Genomic DNA, 18,911 nt, shown 5'->3' on the forward strand with positions numbered 1-18,911 from the left:
CTGTTACTTCGTGACCTTGTGACTTCGTGGTTCAAATTTCAAACTACCCTATTATCTGTACATGCTGTATAATTTCTGGTAAATAATTTATATCTTAAGTACGATAAAAGAAAACGGTGCATGTCAACTGGTAAAGTATGTAAAAAGATCATCGCTATGTTTACGATCATTAAAAGACCGGCATTCCCTCTTGTCCTGTTATTGATAACGTGCTTTGCAAAACCTGTAAAGGCGCAACAGGCCCTGCCAAAGGAATATACGGCGCTGCAGACGGATACAGCCCGTATGCGTTTCCTTGCTAAAGCTATTGCCGATTCGCTGGACGGAGGGCAGCTGGACCAGGTGCTGGACTGGTCGAGACTGGGCCTTGCAATGGCAGAAAAAAATAAGGTGGACACGATGAAAGGCATTTTCTACTTTAATATCGGTAAGGCATACACGTACAAATACAATAAATTCGACAGCGCTATTTTTTATTACAAAAAAGTGCCTGCTTATTTTCCCGACCGTAACCGTAAATACAATGTTTTTGCCATCCGGGAGATCATGGACAGGTATGCCGACCTGGGTAATAAAGATTCCTGTTTTGTCTATCTCGATTCACTGGTTGCTTTTATTGATACCATGCCCGATAATCATCCTAAAAAAGTTACTCTATCGCAAAGTATTGCCACCAATTACGAATGGTTCGGCATGTTCAAAACCGCTATAAAATATTACCAGGTAGCTATTAATGGCGACAGGCAGAATAAAAATTATGCTGGTCTTGGTTTGGCGCTGGCTAACCTGGGCGTATTGTACAGCGAAATGGAAGACACTCATAAAGCCATTCAATACAGTGCCGAAGCGCTGGATTACCTGGCGGATGTGAACAGACCTTATATGCAAACGGCGGCCAACCTGGCTTCTTATTATGCAGACCTGGAAAATTATGATTCCGCCGCAAAATACCTGGCGCTTTCAGACAGCATGGTACAGCAGTTGAATGATGATGAGCAACGGGTGGTAAATGGCAACACACTGGCAAGGATCCAGATCGCACAAAAAAAATATGATGCAGCTATAAAGATACTTGACAGCAACCTCGCATTCCTGGCACAAAACGATGATAAGATCAATAAGTGCAAAACACTGATGACCTATGCCACGCTGGACACCAGCCGCAAACAATACGACGCCGCCAAAAAACATTTGACCGCAATGCTCGATCTTGCCCGGCAAAGCGATTTTAAGATCATGCAGGTAATGGCATTACAGAATCTTGCACTGGCCAGTAACAGCAGTGGCGATTATAAAGCTGCATTTAAATATCAACAGGAATATATGCGGCTGAAAGATTCGGTTGCCAATGATAAAGCCAAAGCCGATCTGAACGACCTGGAGATCAGTTATAAGACCCTGCAGAAAGAACAACAGATCGCTTTACTAAAAAAAGATAATGATATCAAAGACCTGCAGATAAAAGAAAGCAACCGGTTAAGGATTATTTACATTTTGATCATCGTATTCCTGGCGGCATTATTTGCATTGATCTATTACCAACGCAATCGCCGCAATAAAATTGAAACGGAAAAAATAAAAGCGGAACTGCAGACACAGGTGTTGCGATCGCAGATGAACCCGCATTTTATTTTCAATTGCCTTAACAGCATTGAGAATTTTATTATGCAGAATGATAAGCGGCAGGCTTCGGATTATTTGAATAAATTCTCTTTGCTGATTCGCAGCATCCTCGACAGCAGCCGTAACGAAGTGGTACCCATTGCAAAAGATATGGAAGCCCTGAAACTGTACGTGGAGCTGGAGCAATTGCGTTTCAATAATAAATTTTCTTTTAAGGTGTACGTTGATCCTGCATTATCCGGCGGCGATTATTTAGTACCCTCTCTCCTTGTGCAGCCCTTTGTTGAAAACGCCATTGTGCACGGCATGGCCCATAGTGAAGAAAAAGACCTGAATCTTACTGTAATGGCTTCGCTGGAAGGTGATAAAATTAAGTATACCATACAGGACAACGGCATTGGCAGGGAAAAAGCCAAAGTATATAACATGCAGAACAAACCGTATCACAAAAGCGTAGGATTGAAGATCACGGAAGAAAGGATCAATATTTACAACGAACAGCCCGAAAAAAAAGAATCCATCAATATTACCGATCTTTACGATGAACACGAAAATCCCGATGGCACCCGGGTGGAAATAATTCTTAAAGCCATTTAGTATGGAACAGTTAAAAGCAATACTGGTGGATGATGAACTGAGCAGTTTGCAAAACCTGCAACAGAAACTGGTGGAATTCTGCCCCGATATAAAAGTGATCGCAACAGCACAAAAACCGGAAGATGCCATCCTGCTCATTAACCAGCAGCAACCGGATGTGGTTTTTTTAGATATTGAAATGCCCCGCATGAATGGTTTCCGCATGCTGGATGAAATAGAGCAGATCAATTTTGATATCATCTTTACCACGGCGTACAATCATTATGCAGTCGATGCCATCCGCATCAGCGCTTTCGATTATCTTACCAAACCCATTGCCATCAGCGACCTGCAAAAAGCAGTGGAGCGTTTGGCAAAATACCGGCAGTTTCAAACCAAAGACAAACTGGGCGTTTTAAAAAATTCGCTGAACACCAATAAGAACCAGGACGAAAAGATCGTGATCGCCACCAATGAAGGCATGGAATTCATTACCATCAATACGATCCTGCATATTGAATCCAGCAGCAATTACAGCAAGATCTATTTACAGAATGGCAAAAGCATGGTAGTAACCAAACTTTTAAAGGATTTTGAAGACATGCTGCTACCCTACCGCTTTTACCGCATTCATAATTCTCACCTCATCAATTTAAAATATATCGAAAAATACATTAAAGGCGATGGTGGCCAGGTACGATTGACGAATGGTACTGTGATTGATGTAGCCAGAAGAAAGAAGGATGAGTTTTTGAAATTGATTGCGGGGTAAAATTGAAAGCAATTTTACATTGGAGGAAACTTGGTGAAATATATTGTGATATTGCCTTCCGGCTCTTCTCCAATACTATAATTGCAAATCACCCTTTTTTTATTTTCGGGTCTTCTGTAAATAAAAAAGTTTCGTATTACATCAACCACCCTGCCGGCCCTTCCCTGCGATCGCATACTGGTTTGGGAAGACACATTTACAACAATATAGAATGTAGTATCATGCTTAAATCTCTCATCGAAGCTATTGGTTATTTTTTCAAGGTATTTCCCCATTGACCTTATATTGAATAAATTAGATTGGAATACGAATGGATTGATTTTAAAGGAAAATATCGTGTCTGATTTATAATCTTGAACTGTTTTTATTTTGTATACATGCCGGGTATTTCCAAAATATCTTTTTGAATAACTTTTAAAAAAAGCCGGGTATCCGGAGGTGCCTTTCAAAGCAAAATCAAGTGACTTAGTACGGTTTGCTTTTATCCCCATTCCATAAAAGTATATTGCGCCGAGCTTTCTGCATACTGTATTTCTTATAGCTAACACTTTATGATATTCCACTTCATCCGGAACTCTCCCTATCACGGCAACATTTTCGTAATAATAAACGGCTTTTCGTGTTGACTGTATCTTTCCTTTGTAATAAAGTAATTCATAGTACTTCCCTAAAGCGATACAGCTATTAAAATACTTTAATAATGATTTGCTGCCGAAATTTGTATCGGGATCATGCCTGTAAATCACTTTTTTTATTGAATCGATCCAATGTTTATCTTCTTTTATATCGTATTGCAGTTGTTGTGCATGCAGAAGTGTTGTAGCGCTCATGGCCAGCATAAGAAGCAATGAAAATTTTCCCGAGGTAAAAAATGCAGTTTTCATATACTTTCCAACTTGTAAGATTGTATTTCTTCTTTTGACGACATTTTCACAAAGTTCGTTGCATTTGCTGATTAGCGATGCTTGAAAATGTATTTGTAAATAATGATAAATAATTCAAGCCCAAGAGTGAAGATCAAATGCTGAAGCTACAGTAGTACGAAAGTCCAATCAGGGAACCAACCCGAAAAGGGGATGTAATCCTTTTCGGGGGTCTTTTTTTGTTTCTTTTTTGGACAAGCAAAAAAGAAAAATGCAACGATCTTAATGCTATTGCCCAGAAAAAGTAAACACCTAACTTTAAAGTAGAGAAGTAAATGATAACATCACACATACACCAACTGGTGCGTCTGCTTTATCACACCCATCACAAACACACTTTGCACATGTCCCATATTTTCAATATTGCTCAATTTATTTACATGAAAATCGTGGTAGGCATTCATGTCGGCGGTCATCACCTTCAGCATAAAATCAAATTCGCCGGAAATGGTATAGCATTCCACTACTTCGGGCATTGCTAAAATGGATTTAACGAATTTGGTACCCGCTGTTTTACTGTGCTCTTTTAAACTGACATAACAAATGGCGATCAGGCTTTTATTTACCTTGGTATGATCCACTAAAGTGGCATATTGTTTTATCACGCCGCTCGTCTCCATGCGCTTGATACGCTCGTGCACCGGTGTGCTGCTCAGGTGTATCTTATCGGCAATTTCCTTCACGGTAATGCGGGCATTCTGCTGCAGTAAATGCAGTATGCCCAGGTCCTTGGCATCCAGTACTAAATTGCCGGTAGCTGTTTTTTCTGTTTGGGTAGCTTTTGCCATGCTTAAACAGTATTTTATGCTGTGAAAATGGTAATGAAATAATAATCCACCAAATTTACACAAATCTGTAGAATATTATACTGAATGCCTAGTTTTGTGGTCTAAAATAAAATAACATGTCTGCAATAACAAAAACCTCCATCGATTTCAACCTTAAAAATAAGGTTGCCGATATGAGCCTCGCTGAATGGGGCCGTAAAGAGATTAGATTAGCCGAAGCGGAAATGCCGGGCTTAATGAGTATCCGTGCTGAATACGGACCGAAACAACCTTTGAAAGGTGCCCGTATCGCCGGTTGCTTACACATGACCATTCAAACGGCCGTGTTAATTGAAACTTTAGTTGCACTGGGTGCCGAAGTAAAATGGAGCTCTTGTAATATTTTCTCTACACAGGATCACGCTGCTGCTGCTATTGCTGCTGCAGGTATCGGTGTATTTGCATGGAAAGGTCAAACACAGGCGGAAGCTGACTGGTGCATTGAACAAACTTTATGGTTTGGTGGTGCTGACCGTCCTTTGAACATGATCCTGGATGATGGTGGTGATCTTACCAATATGGTATTCGACACGTACCCTGAACTGATCCAGCACGTAAGAGGTCTTTCTGAAGAAACCACTACCGGTGTACACCGTTTATACGAAAGGATGGAAAAAGGTACTTTGCCTATTCCTGCTATCAATGTAAACGACAGCGTTACCAAATCTAAATTCGATAACAAATACGGTTGTAAAGAATCACTGGTGGATGCTATCCGTCGTGCTACTGACGTGATGATGGCCGGTAAAGTTGCTGTTGTAGGTTCTTATGGCGATGTGGGTAAAGGTTCTGCAGCATCATTACAGGGCGCTGGTTGCCGTGTGATCGTTACTGAAATTGATCCTATCTGCGCATTACAGGCAGCAATGGACGGTTTTGAAGTAAAACCAATGATCGAAGCAGTGAAAGAAGCAGATATCATCGTTACTGCATCCGGTTGCCGCGACCTGATCACTGAAAAACATTTCCGTGTGATGAAAGATAAAGCGATCGTTTGTAACATCGGTCACTTTGATATTGAAATTGATATGGCATGGTTGAATGCTAATTATGGCAACACCAAAAACACCATCAAACCACAGGTAGATCTTTATACTATCGATGGTAAAGATGTGATCGTTCTTGCAGAAGGCCGTTTGGTGAACCTGGGTTGCGCAACCGGTCACCCATCATTCGTGATGAGTAACTCTTTCACTAACCAGACACTGGCACAGATCGAACTGTGGACCAGCGCTGATAAATACGAAAACAAAGTATACGTATTGCCTAAACACCTGGATGAAAAAGTTGCCCGTTTGCACCTTGCAAAGATCGGTGTGGTACTGGATGTGTTGAGCGACGACCAGGCTGCTTACTTAGGTATTGCAAAAGAAGGTCCATACAAAGCAGAACACTACCGTTATTAATACATAACTGTGATCTTATAAAGCAGCACCCACTCTACGGAGTGGGTTTTGTTTTTATTACCGCTCCGGGTTGTTATAGTTGACTCAATTTTAATATTAGTATAACCTGGCTGCATCATTAATTCAGATAATTTTGACCACGATACATATTGCTGCCAGGCTGTTGCAGGCTGGTAATTATCAATCACACGTCAATGAATAAGCTCATTCCTGTTGTACTATTGGTTCTTTTAACATCCCATTCATTCTGTCAATTATCCACCAAAAATAATTATCCGCAGATAAAAGGTTATGCCAGCATAGTGCATCCCATTGTTACTTTCGATAAGGACAAGACCAGTTTTAATTTCGATGGCAGCTATACCGTTGGTTTTCCCTTTGGCATTAATATTTTAAAAAGCGACAGGATCGGTTTTAGTTTTGAACTCACGCCCATTATTAAAGTAGATAGTGTTACAGATAAAATGAGCAGCCTGCTATTTCACCCGGGAGTGATATTCCGTTTTCCTCATAATTTTACCTTTACGCAGCGGCTGGCTTTTGAAACAAATGGCCGTTATGGATTAACAATGGTATTTAATAAAGTGGTTATTGTAAGGCCCAACGCTAAATATTTTATCGCCTCTCCTATCCCCATCCGTTTTGGAAACGACAAGCCTGCTTCGCTGGGTATTGGCATACAGTTGGGTGTTGTTTTTTGATCGCTGCTATTAATTTTAAAAGTTCTGTACCCTTAATTTCAGGAATATTTTATTGCTTGATTGACACCGCAATTGTCCATGTTTTTAGTGGATTGGAAACAGCGAAACTATTATTTTTGTACTCCAATTGAGCTGTGAGCAGCTTTCAAGAAAATGACCAGCCATGCCTATTTATCCACCACGATCAGCGCCGGTAAAAAAGAAAGAGGAATTACAAAAAAGATTCACAGAGTTAGCCTGTGCAATCAAAAAAAATGATGCGGCTGACAAACTGTTTAAACTGGCAGAAAAATACAGGCAATCCCAGTTATCATTCCTGAAAGCAAAAGTACATCTGCTGAAAGAAACTGAATTACAGCATAAACAAAGTAATATTAAATTTGAAAACCTGGAAGAAAATGTGAAAGAATGGGAAGAAAAAACGAATGATGCGATCATTGAAGAAGTGAAAATATCCAAAGAATTTTAAAAGCAATAACAGTAAAATGAATGAAAATATTTTTGAAACCATCGACAACTACATCAGCAATCTATTAGCTCCGGAAGACAAAGCACTCACAGATGTGATCGATTCTCTTGACAAAGAAAATATTCCGCAGATGAGTGTATCGCCCAACCAGGGTGGATTCAAAAAAACGCACCTGAGGTGAAAATCTCCGTTCAGGCCTCCCCTGACCGGTGCTTCTCCGACCGTGAATACGCCAATGCCGATATTACCATAATCGATGATCTCTCCGATTGTTAGGTCCTCCTTGGAATTAAGAAGTTCCCATTGCAAACTTATCAGCAATAAACCTACTTGTTCTTTTCACACACCAAAAAGAAACAACCCCACAACCAGCACTTACTTCGTGCCATACTCGATAAAAATATCCGTCTCTATCGACTATGAATGTCTCGAGCATGAAGACGGGCAGCGCATCGTGGTTCGGTTCCTTTGCCGGGTCGTGGGTGACCATAATGGCATGATGGCTTACGGTGAGCGAACAGGATTATACAAACTTGACCGTGTTTATAAACAACGCAGCTTTCGCGAACTGATTCATACCTATTTTCGGACTGCGTTTACCCAACGTAAAAATTGCCGTGACCGGTTCTGGTAGGGTAGCACATGGTATTCTCGAGATCATGAACCTCATGGGTATTCATGAAGTGGAACCGGATGACTACCTCCGTCGCCGTTTTTTCCTATCCTGTTTATACGCAATTGAAAGGATACGAGTTCTATGGTGATAAACCACCGGCAAATACAACCGGGAAGATTTTACGACATCCCGATAGATACGCATGCAATTTCTTCCTTACACCGCGCAAACCAGATATTTTGCTGAATGGTGTGTATTGGATAAAACCGTTCTACCGTGTTTGTTTGAGAAAACCGATGTGCAAACCGAAGATTTTATCATTCAAACCATCGCCGATATCACGGATGATGCAAACGGATAGTGCCGATCAATCTTGGTGATGAGACGATTGAAGACCCGGTATATGGTGTAAGTAAACAGCAACTCGATAAACTATACGTATCTGAAGGATACATTGATGTGATGGCAATAGGTAAATTTGCCGATGAATTACCACGTGATGTCTCGCGTTATTTTGGCGAGCAATCGATCAAATTTTCTATTGGAAGACCTTGTTAAAGGTGGATACCATTGATTGATCGCGCGACGATGACCAATAATGGGAGTTGATGGAAGGTTATAAGATATCTGTCTGGATACGCGGATAATTTGATAATCTTAAAATTCGATGATTTGATGATTGATATGATGGGAGGATGTTCATTTTTGACTCTTCATTTCAACCGGGCAATGTAAGAATAAGGTGACTGGTTTGAATTCACTCCTACCTTTCACGTCGGGCGGGCGATAATAAGTAAACTAACTGAAGAGAAGCACGCCAATTCAGCATATCTCTTAAAAGATGCGTACCCGAATAAGAGCAGTGGCCTTTTGAAGGCTGTTGGTATAACATCTAACTCTTTCCCCATAGAGTACCCCTGGGTTTATAGCTCTTAAAGTTGGCAGATTCTTCAAATCCGGCCCGGGGTGACATGGTGGGAGTATCTTCATGCTTTAATATAGCATTCAACCCTATCGGGACAATAGAATAACACCCCAACGCTGAATTCACTATACTTTTGTCACCCCATCGGACATAAAATAAGACTAGCAATAAGGTCGCCGGTAGGAAGTTAAACCCACCTTTGTCATGCTGGTGGTATAGAAGGCAAACTAACTGAAGAGAGGCATGCCAGACCCGGCGTCTCTTAAAGATGCATACCCGAATAAGAGCAGTGGTATTTTTTAAGGGTGTTAGTATAACATCTTGCCTTCACCCCGATGAGACCCGGGTTTCTGCAGTTTTACACTGGAAAGATTTATCAAATTCGGCCCGGGGTGACATGGTGAGAGGATGTTCGAACAATGAGCGATCAGTTCATCCTTTTTTGAGATACAAAGTCAATAGAAAATGTAAGAATAATGTAACCGGTGTGAAATCACCACTACTTTTGTCGCGCCGACAGGATGGGAGGATGTTCATTTCTTGGCTCTTCATTTCAACTTTTCTGAGATATAAAGTCTATAGTGAAAGCAGGAATAATACTAACCGGTAGGAAATCCAACCCATCTTTGTCACGCCGACATGATGGGAGGATGTTCATTTCTTGACTTTCCATTTCAACTTTTCTGAGATATAAAATCTATGAGAAAGCAGGAATAATGCTAACCGGTGTGAAATCACCACCACCTTTGTCACGCCGGCGGGTGATAATAAAGAAACCAACTGATGAAATCCTGCCAGACCCGGCGTCTCTTAAAAGATGTGTACCCGAATAAGAGCAGTGGTATTTTTTAAGGGTGTTAGTATAACATACTTGCCCCCACCCCGATGAGACCCCTGGGTCTTGCAGTCTTAACCTTTAACGATTCATCAAATTCGGCCCGGGGTGACATGGTCGGAGGATATTCATGCTTTAATGTAACATTCAACGCTATCGGGACAATAGAATAACACCCCAACGCTGAATTCACTATACTTTTGTCACCCCATCGGACAATAAAATAAGACTAACAATAATGCTAACCGGTAGGAAGTCAAACCCACCTTTGTCACGCCGGGCGAGCGATAATAAAAAAGCGAACTGATGAAAACCCGCCAGACCCGGCGTCTCTAACGAAGTCAGGCTTTGAATCAAAACTGCAAATAATAGTCCCTCAGTAAACCCCTGAATTCTTCCGTATACATATCATCCCTATCCTTTATTATCAATTCGCCTGAAGTAACTATTGCATCATCACTACTGTGAATGGCCTTCACCAACACCCGAAAACAATCATGCTTCGATGTCTGTTTTACAAACACACTATCTACTATTTTCAATTCTGACTCTCTGAATAATATTTCTATCTCCCTCCATCGCTTAAACGGCAACAAACAATAAAAGCTTCCTCCCACTTGTAAATATTTCTTCACGATGGTAAATAATTCTACCAATCTAAGATGCGTACCATGATGCGCTGTGTTACGCCCACCATCCCGCCCACTCAACTCATTTTCATAAAATGGCGGATTGCTAATAATCACATCATATTTCTTTTCCGTCTTAAACTCTCTTATGTCCCCGTGAATAACACTAATATTCTCTTTCCATAATGAACCTGCTACATTTTCGCCCGCCTGTCCCGCCGCCAATTCATCTATCTCAATCGCATCCGCCTTACATCCTGACCGCTGCACCACCATCAAACTCAGCAAACCCGTCCCTGTCCCAACATCCATCACCTGATCGCTTTGCTGTAGCTGCCCCGCCACCCACGCGCCAAACAAACATGCATCCGTCGTCACCTTCATTGCAGACCTGTCCTGGTGAACCATAAATTGTTTGAACTGGAAATAAGAATTCGGCATGAGCGTAAGAATTACCAAGTAGCGCGTGCAGTCGCCTCGACATTCAACGGAGAGAAATCTTTTGCCTGAAATTTATAATAACCCGTCAACGCAATCATCGCTGCGTTATCTGTACAATATTGAAATGCCGGAATAAACGTTCTCCATCCATACTGTTTGCCTGTTTCTTCCAAACCTTTCCGCAAACCGCTGTTTGCCGACACTCCACCTGCAATACAAATATCCCTGATTCCGGTCTGATCCGCAGCTTTCCTTAATTTATTCAGCAGAATAGAAATGATCCTGTCCTGTACCGATGCGCAAATATCAGCCAGGTTCTCGTCAATGAACTTTTGCCGTTCCTCTTCCGTTGCCCTGAATTCCTCCTTATGCAACAAACTCGTTCCGGCATTTTGTAAAAAATATAATATCGATGTCTTCAATCCGCTAAAACTGAAATCCAACCCTTCCACACGTGGTTCCGGAAACTTAAACCGTGCCGGATTGCCTTCTTTCGCATACTTATCAATCAATGGTCCGCCTGGATAGGGGAGCCCTAATATCTTGGCTGATTTATCAAACGCTTCACCCGCCGCATCATCAATCGTTTCACCAATCACTTTTAAATCCGATGGTGAATTACACACAACAATTTGCGTATGACCGCCACTTACCGTCAGGCATAAAAATGGAAATGCAGGCTTGGGATCATCAATATAGATTCGCCAGCACATGCGCCTGCATATGATGCACTGCAATCAATGGTTTGTCGAGCGACAACGAAAGCGATTTCGCAAACTGTGCACCCACCAGCATGACCCTATCATCCCGGAGATTGTGTAAAAGCTATCGCATCTATCTCCGTGCAAACTAATTCCGGCCGCTCTTTTATCGCCGTATCAATAACCGGAACAATATGCTGCATATGTGCCCTCGAAGTAGTTTGGGAACAACCCCGCCATATTTTTCATGCACCGTTTGGTTCGCAATAAAATTCGAAAGAATCGCTCCATCCTTACAAACGGATGCCGATGTTTCGTCACAACTGGATTCTATGCCAAGGATGATGGGCAAGGAGAGCTACAATTTGCAGCAAAGGTAGGAAGGGAAGAGTGAATAGTGAGTGAATGGTGAGTAGTGAGTGGTAGTAGTGAATGGATCAAAGCGGCCATTTAATACCGTAAGTGAAGTTTCAGAGATCCAAAATCCGGAATCGAAAATCAAAAATTCTCCATCACTTGCTTCGTATTGCTACCACAGGGTCCATTCGGGATGCCTGGCGTGCAGGGATAAATCCGGCCAGCACACCTACAAATATGCAGATGCCTATTGCCAGTGCCATATTTGTTGTAGATATAAATACCGGGAATCCAAATACACCGGAAAGGATCTTCGTCATGATAAACACCAGCAATAATCCAATCAACCCGCCAATAATGCAAAGGAATGCGGACTCCAGCAAAAATTCAGTAAGGATAATCCTGTTCTTTGCGCCAATCGCTTTCTTCAACCCAATCTGGCCGGTTCTTTCACGCACCGTTACAAACATAATGTTTGCCACACCAAACATTCCCACAATCAGTGACAATGCTGCAATCGCCCATCCGCCAATATTGAGACTTACAAAAGCGCTACTCACAGCCGCACTCAGATCATTAATATCATTCAACGCAAAATTATCATCCTTGGTAGGAGAAAGTTTACGAATAGAACGCATCGTGCCCGACAATTCATCTTTCAAAGCTTTACTACTCAGGTTATCCTGACCCTGCACCATGATAAATGGATCCGTACGCAACTTGTTCATGATTCTTTCTGCAAACTTGTACGGGATAATCACACTCTGATCAAATTCCCATCCACCAATCATTTGCTTACCCTGCTTCTTGATCACCCCAATCACCAACACTTTCTTCCCGCGCAACGTAAGCATTTTATCAAGCGCCTGTTCAGGCGACCCCAAAAGTTTTTCAGCCACTTTCATTACCAATTACCACAGTATTACTTCCCCTGTCAAACTCTGCATCCGTCATATACCGGCCCGTAGTAACATCCACCGGCTGAATATCATCAAAATCTTCACTGATCCCCAGGTAATTGATATTCGAAAGCTCCGACCCTTTATACTCTACCACATCGCGTGTTTGAATCCTGAATGCAGCATACTTCGCACTTGGTGTGCGTTCCTTGATCTGTCTTGTCTCTTCATACCTCGGTGATGGACGATTCACATACTTCCACCAGGGATATTCTGAATTGCCGGTAAGGTATTCCCATTTATCTATGTAAATGGTATTAGATCCAAGCGAACTGATTTCGTTCTTGATATTTTTTTCGAGGCTGTTGACTATCGCAAGTACCCCGATAATGCAAAAAATACCGATTGTAATCCCGAACAATGAAAGGAATGTGCGGAGCTTATTCTTCCACAATTCCTGCAGCACCATCCGGAAGCTGCTGGAGATGATTTCAAGTGTTCGGCCTATCATTATTCTCCAAAACTACTCTAATAACCGCATTTTGAAATTTTGGATTTTGGAAATCTTGCAAAACCATATTAACAAACAACTTTCAAGTCAGGCTAAAAACCCTCATTCCAGCCCGGTCTTCGTCAGAGACGCCGGGTCTGGCGGGTTTTTATCAGTTGGTTTCTTTATTATCGCCCGCCCGGCGTGACAAAGATGGCGGTGATTTTACACCGGTTACATTATTCTTCCATTTTCTATTGACTTTGTATCTCAAAAAAGGATGAATGATGGCTTATTATACGAACATCCTCCCACCATGTCACCCCGGGCCGAATTTGATGAATCGTTAAAGGTTAAGACTGTAAGACCCGGGGTCCCATCGGGGAAAGAGTTAGATGTTATACTAACAGCCTTCAAAAGGCCACTGCTCTTATTCGGGTGTGCATCTTTCAAGAGACGCCGGGTCTGGCAGGTTTTCATCAGTTCGCTTTTTATTATCGCCCGCCCGGCGTGACAAAGGTTATAGCGAATTCAGCGTTGGGGTGTTATTCTATTGTCCCGATAGGGTTGAATGCTATATTAAAGCATGAAGATACTCTCACCATGTCACCCCGGGCCGAATTTGATAAACCTTTCCAGTGTAAGACTGCAAGACCCGGGGTCTCATCGGGGAAAGAGTTAGATGTTATACTAACAGCCTTCAAAAAGGCCACTGCTCTTATTCGGGTATGCATCTTTCAAGAGACGCCGGGTCTGGCGGGTTTTCATTAGTTGGTTTCTTTATTATCGCCCGCCCGGCGTGACAAAGGTTATAGCGAATTCAGCGTTGGGGTGTTATTCTATTGTCCCGATAGGGTTGAATGCTATATTAAAGCATGAAGATACTCCCACCATGTCACCCCGGGCCGGATTTGAAGAATCTGCCAACTTTAAGACTATAAGACCCGGGTCTCATCGGGGTGGGGGTAAGATGTTATACTAACACCCTTAAAAAATACCACTACTCTTATTCGGGTACGCATCTCTTAAGAGACGCCGGGTCTGGCCGGCCTATCGAAGGAAGTTCCTAGAATGAGCCCGCCCGGCGTGACAGTAGTAGGTTTGATTTCATATCGACGACCTGATTGTTACATCTTTTTTCGTAAGCCTTGTTTTATCGCCCGCCGGCGTGACAGTGGTGGGGCTTTATGCTCTAAACTTTACAAAGCAAGACCCGGCACGCTACCGGAACTAATGTAGAATTTGCAGATTTTCACATTTTCATATTTGCACATTGTCATGACAAATTCTTCCATTTCCAAATGAATCAAATCTTCAAATTGATCGTACCTTTGCAGGCTGACAAAGCCTAACATGAAGTATCACAACGAAATACAACGCCGGCGCACTTTTGCTATCATCAGTCACCCGGATGCCGGTAAGACGACCCTGACCGAAAAATTCCTCCTTTTTGGCGGTGCCATCCAGGTTGCCGGAGCCGTCAAAAGCAATAAAATCAAAAAATTCGCTACCAGTGACTTTATGGAGATCGAACGTCAGCGCGGTATCTCCGTCGCTACGTCGGTCATGAGTTTCGAATACCAGAACATCCTCATTAACCTCCTCGATACCCCCGGCCACAAAGACTTCGCAGAAGATACCTATCGTACCCTTACCGCAGTTGACAGTGTTATCCTTGTGGTCGACAGCGTAAATGGTGTCGAAGACCAGACCCGCCGGCTCATGGAAGTCTGCCGTATGCGCGATACACCTGTTATTGTTTTTATCAATAAAATGGACCGCGACGGTAAAAACCGGTTTGATCTACTCGAGGAAATTGAAAAAGAACTTACGATTTCCCTGCATCCCATGACCTGGCCCATCAATAGCGGTAAGGAATTCAAAGGGGTATACAATCTGCATGATAAGAATCTATTGCTCTTCACTGCCAACACTAAAGCCAATGATGAAGATGCCATTGCCATCGACGATCTGTCAGCAGATATTGTCACTGATAAATTGGGCGATAAAGATGCGGCCCAGTTACGTGAAGACGTAGAACTGGTAGATGGTGTGCATGGCGAGCTGAATACCGATGATTATCTCGCAGGTAAAGTGGCGCCTGTTTTCTTCGGTAGCGCCATCAACAACTTCGGTGTAAAAGAAATGCTCGATACATTTATCCGTATCGCACCCACACCCCGCAGCCGCGAAACAACAGAACGTTTTGTAAACGTTGAAGAAGATAAGCTCAGCGGATTCGTTTTTAAAATTCATGCCAACCTCGATCCACGTCACCGCGACAGGATCGCCTTCTTCCGTGTTTGCTCAGGCAAATTCGAACGCAATAAATATTTCCATCATGTGCGCCTCGATAAAGACGTGCGATTCAGCAACCCTTACTCCTTCATGGCCCGTGATAAAAGCGTCATCGAAGATGCCTACGCCGGCGATGTAGTGGGCCTGTTTGATACCGGTCATTTTAAAATAGGTGATACGCTTACCGAAGGGGAGGATTTTTATTTCACGGGGATTCCTTCATTTTCGCCCGAAATATTCAAAGAAGTGGTGAACAAAGATCCGCTCAAGACCAAGCAGCTTGAAAAAGGATTGTTACAGTTGACTGATGAAGGGGTTGCACAATTGTTTACACAATTCGGCGGCAACAGGAAAATCATCGGTTGTGTGGGTGAACTGCAGTTCGAAGTTATCCAATACCGGTTGCTGCACGAGTATGGCGCATCGGTTGTCTTTAATTCGCTTCCATTTTATAAAGCCTGCTGGATTACCAGTAAGAATACAGCAAAACTGGAAGATTTTGCGCGATTCAAGCAGGCAAACATCGCAGCGGACAAAGACGGTCACATGGTTTATCTAGCGCAAAGTGAATGGTTCCTCAATACTGAACGTAACAATAACCCTGATATCGAGTTTCACTTTACTTCCGAGATCCATAAGGAAACAGTATGAGAAAAAATAACTCTGCGGAACTCTGTGTGTACTCCGTGTAACTCTGTGGTCCCCTGTACGCACTATCGGTTTCGAAGACTCTTCGAGACCGTTAAATCGCACATTTGTTACACAGAGTTACACGGAGTACACACAGAGTTTCACGGAGGCGCTAACGGAATAGCCGTCGTAACTGATATTCATCCTGCACTGCTCCATTCTGCCTGTATATCCGCAGCGTATTATCATTCCAGGTATAATTGTAATTTCCATCCAGGATCAACGTCCAGTCAAAGTCTGCTGTCCAGGCGCATGTATCATCGAAAGTGATGCTGCTACTGTTTACTTCATATGTGCCACTACAAATTGCGGGGTATCTAGCGCGGGCGGGAGTGCCTGTGAAATGATCGCCGTTGAGAGTGAGTTGCACGTCCACTGTGTCGCCACCAGTCCGGGAGAAAGTACCTGACCATGCACCTTCAAGATCAGGTGGACTGTCGTCATTATCGCCTTCTTTTTTACAGGACAATAAAACCAGGGTCAGGGATAGAGCCGTCAACAGTGTTTTCATGTCAATACTAAAACAAACACTGTGCTAAAGGCCAGGCGGATCAGAATTTAATCGCGATCCCTGTGTAGTTATGCGGACTGATTTTCTTCAGCTCCTTTTTCACCTCAGTATCAATCTTTAATCCGTCAATAAAGTCGTGAATGGCATTTTTGTCAATCGCCTGGTTGCCACGTGTAAGTGCTTTTAATGCCTCATACGGCTGGGGATATTTTTCCCTGCGTAAAACGGTTTGAATCGCCTCCGCAACCACTGCCCAGTTATTATCCAGGTCTTCATGTATACGCGAATGATTCAGCAGCAATTTACCCAGACCTTTTTCGATCGATTTCAATGCAATGATGGTGTGAGAAAAAGGAACGCCAATATTACGGAGTACCGTCGAATCGGTCAGGTCCCGCTGCAATCTCGATACAGGCAATTTTCCTGCGAGATGTTCAAACACAGCATTCGCTAATCCAAGATTCCCTTCTGCATTTTCGAAATCGATGGGATTTACTTTATGTGGCATTGCAGAAGATCCTACTTCGCCTTTTTTTGTTTTCTGTTTGAAATACTCCATCGAAATATATGTCCACATGTCACGACAGAAATCGATCAGGATGTTGTTGATCCTTTTCATGCAATCGAAATGTGCGGCGAAATTGTCGTAGTGCTCGATCTGGGTCGTGAACTGCTGACGAGTAAGTCCAAGCTGATCCAGGAATTCATTGCTGAATTTCACCCAGTCCGTTTTTGGAAATGCAATATGATGTGCGTTGAAATTGCCGGTAGCGCCACCAAATTTTCCCATGAAAGGAATACCGATGAATTGTTCCACCTGGTTTTGAATACGCTCAACAAACACCATGATTTCTTTGCCTAATCTTGTTGGACTTGCGGGTTGACCATGTGTATGTGCCAGCATCGGAATGTCTTTCCATTCGCGTGCCAGCAATTTCAATTGCGCATTCAGGTTAAGCAGGAAAGGCAGGTATTCGTATTCAATCGCATGTTTCCATGAAAGTGGGATGGCAGTGTTATTAATATCCTGTGAGGTCAGTCCGAAGTGCACCCATTCCAGCGCCTGTTTGCCGCCATTTTTTTCAAGTTCGCTTTTCAGGAAATATTCAACTGCTTTGACGTCGTGATTGGTAGTGTATTCGATTTGCTTGATTTCCTGTGCATCTTCAAGTCCGAATTCCGTTAACAGGTTTTGAATATGCTTGCGTGTTTTGGTAGAAAGCTGCAGGAATTTTTTCTTTTCCAGGAACAGCAGGTATTCCACTTCGATGATGACCCTGTATTTCATCAGGGCATATTCGGAAAAGTAGTCATCCAGGTGCTGAACCTGCTTGCGATAGCGTCCGTCGATGGCAGAAATGGCTGAAAGTGCTGTAAGTTCCATGCTGTGATTTTGTAGAAAAGGTGTTCCTTAACTTTGCTGCCGCAAAAATAACTGAATTGGAGAAGATTCGTGTTGGCATCGTAAACTACCTGAATACAAAGCCGCTTCTGTACGGACTTGAGAAAGAACCTATCGCCAGCCGTATTGAACTGGTGGGAGCCTATCCATCCAGGCTTGCGTCCATGTTGCAGGAAGGGCAGGTGGATGTAGGATTGATACCTGTTGCGGCGATTCCGCAATTATCGGAGTGGCATATTGTCGGCAATCATTGTATAGGCGCCGAAGGGGAGATAGCGTCGGTGTGTTTATTCAGTGAAGTACCCATGCAGGAAATAAAAACAGTCTATCTCGATTATCAAAGTCGTTCATCCGTAGCATTACTGAAATGGCTGATGCGGGAGTATTGGGGTATCTACCCGGAAATCATTGAAGCAACAGATGAAAGTTATCGTGATAAGATCAAAGGAGCTACCGCAGGATTGGTGATTGGCGACCGTGCCCTGGAGCAGCGGAAAATATCCACATTTATCTATGACCTGGGAAGTGAATGGCGGGCGATTACCGGTTTGCCGTTTGTTTTTGCGGCGTGGGTGAGTACGAGGAGGCTGCCTGAATCATTTGTAAAACTGTTTGATGAAGCTAATGCGATGGGATTCAAATATATGGATGAGATTATTGCGGATAATCCCTATCAAACATATGATTTGCGTAAATACTACACATTACACCTTAGTTATCAACTGGATGCAGCCAAGCGCGCTGGAATGCAAAAATTCCTTGCATTGATTTCTGAGAAATAAGGGTTTCCCTTCGGAAAATACGGTTTTTATTATATTTT

General features: G+C 42.8%; 17 protein-coding genes. 8 read left to right on the top strand and 9 right to left on the bottom strand.

The genetic code is table 11. The annotated features are described in order from the left end of the window. Nucleotides 1-120 precede the first annotated feature (120 nt). Both QM738_RS20355 and QM738_RS20360 read left to right on the top strand, forming a co-directional pair. A complete protein-coding gene (locus QM738_RS20355) occupies nt 121-2,220 on the top strand; it encodes a histidine kinase (RefSeq protein WP_462278589.1) in 2,100 nt (699 codons plus the stop codon). Between the two features lies 1 nt (nt 2,221). Further along, entirely contained in the window at nt 2,222-2,971 is a 750-nt protein-coding gene (locus QM738_RS20360; RefSeq protein ID WP_462278590.1) for a LytR/AlgR family response regulator transcription factor, read from the top strand. Nucleotides 2,972-2,985: 14 nt separating this feature from the next. Here QM738_RS20360 and QM738_RS20365 read toward each other — a convergent pair whose 3' ends face one another. Together QM738_RS20365 and QM738_RS20370 are read right to left on the bottom strand one after the other, a co-directional pair. Then, entirely contained in the window at nt 2,986-3,855 is an 870-nt protein-coding gene (locus QM738_RS20365; protein WP_462278591.1) for a hypothetical protein, read from the bottom strand. Between the two features lie 323 nt (nt 3,856-4,178). Continuing rightward, nucleotides 4,179-4,682, bottom strand: coding sequence for an Lrp/AsnC family transcriptional regulator (locus QM738_RS20370; RefSeq protein WP_462278592.1), 504 nt, complete (start codon nt 4,680-4,682; stop codon nt 4,179-4,181). Nucleotides 4,683-4,798: 116 nt separating this feature from the next. Between QM738_RS20370 and ahcY the strand changes: the two genes are divergently transcribed. From ahcY to QM738_RS20390, 4 genes are all read left to right on the top strand, one after another. After that, nucleotides 4,799-6,127: an adenosylhomocysteinase gene (gene ahcY, locus QM738_RS20375; RefSeq protein WP_462278593.1), complete on the top strand. Its 1,329-nt coding sequence runs from the start codon at nt 4,799-4,801 to the stop codon at nt 6,125-6,127. Between the two features lie 194 nt (nt 6,128-6,321). Further along, nucleotides 6,322-6,828, top strand: coding sequence for a hypothetical protein (locus tag QM738_RS20380; protein ID WP_462278594.1), 507 nt, complete (start codon nt 6,322-6,324; stop codon nt 6,826-6,828). A gap of 163 nt (nt 6,829-6,991) precedes the next feature. Further along, nucleotides 6,992-7,297, top strand: a complete 306-nt coding sequence (locus QM738_RS20385) for a hypothetical protein (protein ID WP_462278595.1) — start codon at nt 6,992-6,994, stop codon at nt 7,295-7,297. Between the two features lie 16 nt (nt 7,298-7,313). Continuing rightward, complete coding sequence (locus QM738_RS20390) at nt 7,314-7,478, top strand: hypothetical protein (RefSeq protein ID WP_462278596.1); 165 nt, start codon at nt 7,314-7,316, stop codon at nt 7,476-7,478. Nucleotides 7,479-10,026: 2,548 nt separating this feature from the next. On the opposite strand, the gene QM738_RS20395 is transcribed toward QM738_RS20390, so the two are convergent. The 6 genes from QM738_RS20395 to QM738_RS20420 form a co-directional block, all read right to left on the bottom strand. Next, nucleotides 10,027-10,743: a tRNA1(Val) (adenine(37)-N6)-methyltransferase gene (locus QM738_RS20395; RefSeq protein WP_462278597.1), complete on the bottom strand. Its 717-nt coding sequence runs from the start codon at nt 10,741-10,743 to the stop codon at nt 10,027-10,029. A gap of 11 nt (nt 10,744-10,754) precedes the next feature. After that, nucleotides 10,755-11,456, bottom strand: a complete 702-nt coding sequence (locus QM738_RS20400; RefSeq protein ID WP_462278598.1) for a tRNA (adenosine(37)-N6)-threonylcarbamoyltransferase complex transferase subunit TsaD — start codon at nt 11,454-11,456, stop codon at nt 10,755-10,757. Further along, entirely contained in the window at nt 11,434-11,538 is a 105-nt protein-coding gene (locus QM738_RS20405; RefSeq protein ID WP_462278599.1) for a hypothetical protein, read from the bottom strand. Before QM738_RS20405 ends, QM738_RS20400 begins: the two co-directional genes overlap by 23 nt. A 7-nt stretch (nt 11,539-11,545) precedes the next feature. Then, nucleotides 11,546-11,647, bottom strand: a complete 102-nt coding sequence (locus QM738_RS20410; protein ID WP_462278600.1) for a hypothetical protein — start codon at nt 11,645-11,647, stop codon at nt 11,546-11,548. A 309-nt stretch (nt 11,648-11,956) separates the two neighbouring features. Next, complete coding sequence (locus tag QM738_RS20415) at nt 11,957-12,706, bottom strand: ABC transporter permease (RefSeq protein ID WP_462278601.1); 750 nt, start codon at nt 12,704-12,706, stop codon at nt 11,957-11,959. Beyond that, nucleotides 12,693-13,211, bottom strand: a complete 519-nt coding sequence (locus QM738_RS20420) for an ABC transporter permease (protein WP_462278602.1) — start codon at nt 13,209-13,211, stop codon at nt 12,693-12,695. The genes QM738_RS20415 and QM738_RS20420 overlap by 14 nt, the downstream gene beginning before the upstream one ends. A gap of 1,332 nt (nt 13,212-14,543) precedes the next feature. Here QM738_RS20420 and QM738_RS20425 point away from each other — a divergent pair. Next, a complete protein-coding gene (locus tag QM738_RS20425) occupies nt 14,544-16,139 on the top strand; it encodes a peptide chain release factor 3 (protein ID WP_462278603.1) in 1,596 nt (531 codons plus the stop codon). A gap of 590 nt (nt 16,140-16,729) precedes the next feature. On the opposite strand, the gene purB is transcribed toward QM738_RS20425, so the two are convergent. After that, on the bottom strand, nt 16,730-18,073 hold the full coding sequence (gene purB, locus QM738_RS20430) for an adenylosuccinate lyase (RefSeq protein WP_462278604.1): 1,344 nt from the start codon (nt 18,071-18,073) through the stop codon (nt 16,730-16,732). Nucleotides 18,074-18,129: 56 nt separating this feature from the next. Here purB and QM738_RS20435 point away from each other — a divergent pair, with 56 nt between their 5' ends. Then, entirely contained in the window at nt 18,130-18,873 is a 744-nt protein-coding gene (locus tag QM738_RS20435) for a menaquinone biosynthetic enzyme MqnA/MqnD family protein (RefSeq protein ID WP_462278605.1), read from the top strand. The last annotated feature ends 38 nt before the right edge of the window (nt 18,874-18,911 follow it).

Source organism: Ferruginibacter sp., assembly GCF_049840995.1.
Taxonomy (GTDB): domain Bacteria; phylum Bacteroidota; class Bacteroidia; order Chitinophagales; family Chitinophagaceae; genus Ferruginibacter.

Bases quoted from the DNA above. Each gene is read 5' to 3' on its own strand.
- QM738_RS20415 (WP_462278601.1), bottom strand. From the start codon at position 12,706: ATGAAAGTGGCTGAAAAACTTTTGGGGTCGCCTGAACAGGCGCTTGAT.
- ahcY (WP_462278593.1), top strand. From the start codon at position 4,799: ATGTCTGCAATAACAAAAACCTCCATCGATTTCAACCTTAAAAATAAG.
- QM738_RS20385 (WP_462278595.1), top strand. From the start codon at position 6,992: ATGCCTATTTATCCACCACGATCAGCGCCGGTAAAAAAGAAAGAGGAA.
- QM738_RS20380 (WP_462278594.1), top strand. From the start codon at position 6,322: ATGAATAAGCTCATTCCTGTTGTACTATTGGTTCTTTTAACATCCCAT.
- QM738_RS20395 (WP_462278597.1), bottom strand. From the start codon at position 10,743: ATGCCGAATTCTTATTTCCAGTTCAAACAATTTATGGTTCACCAGGAC.
- QM738_RS20365 (WP_462278591.1), bottom strand. From the start codon at position 3,855: ATGAAAACTGCATTTTTTACCTCGGGAAAATTTTCATTGCTTCTTATG.
- QM738_RS20355 (WP_462278589.1), top strand. From the start codon at position 121: ATGTCAACTGGTAAAGTATGTAAAAAGATCATCGCTATGTTTACGATC.
- QM738_RS20370 (WP_462278592.1), bottom strand. From the start codon at position 4,682: ATGGCAAAAGCTACCCAAACAGAAAAAACAGCTACCGGCAATTTAGTA.
- QM738_RS20360 (WP_462278590.1), top strand. From the start codon at position 2,222: ATGGAACAGTTAAAAGCAATACTGGTGGATGATGAACTGAGCAGTTTG.
- purB (WP_462278604.1), bottom strand. From the start codon at position 18,073: ATGGAACTTACAGCACTTTCAGCCATTTCTGCCATCGACGGACGCTAT.
- QM738_RS20400 (WP_462278598.1), bottom strand. From the start codon at position 11,456: ATGTGCTGGCGAATCTATATTGATGATCCCAAGCCTGCATTTCCATTT.
- QM738_RS20410 (WP_462278600.1), bottom strand. From the start codon at position 11,647: ATGCAGCATATTGTTCCGGTTATTGATACGGCGATAAAAGAGCGGCCG.
- QM738_RS20425 (WP_462278603.1), top strand. From the start codon at position 14,544: ATGAAGTATCACAACGAAATACAACGCCGGCGCACTTTTGCTATCATC.
- QM738_RS20420 (WP_462278602.1), bottom strand. From the start codon at position 13,211: ATGATAGGCCGAACACTTGAAATCATCTCCAGCAGCTTCCGGATGGTG.
- QM738_RS20405 (WP_462278599.1), bottom strand. From the start codon at position 11,538: ATGCTGGTGGGTGCACAGTTTGCGAAATCGCTTTCGTTGTCGCTCGAC.
- QM738_RS20390 (WP_462278596.1), top strand. From the start codon at position 7,314: ATGAATGAAAATATTTTTGAAACCATCGACAACTACATCAGCAATCTA.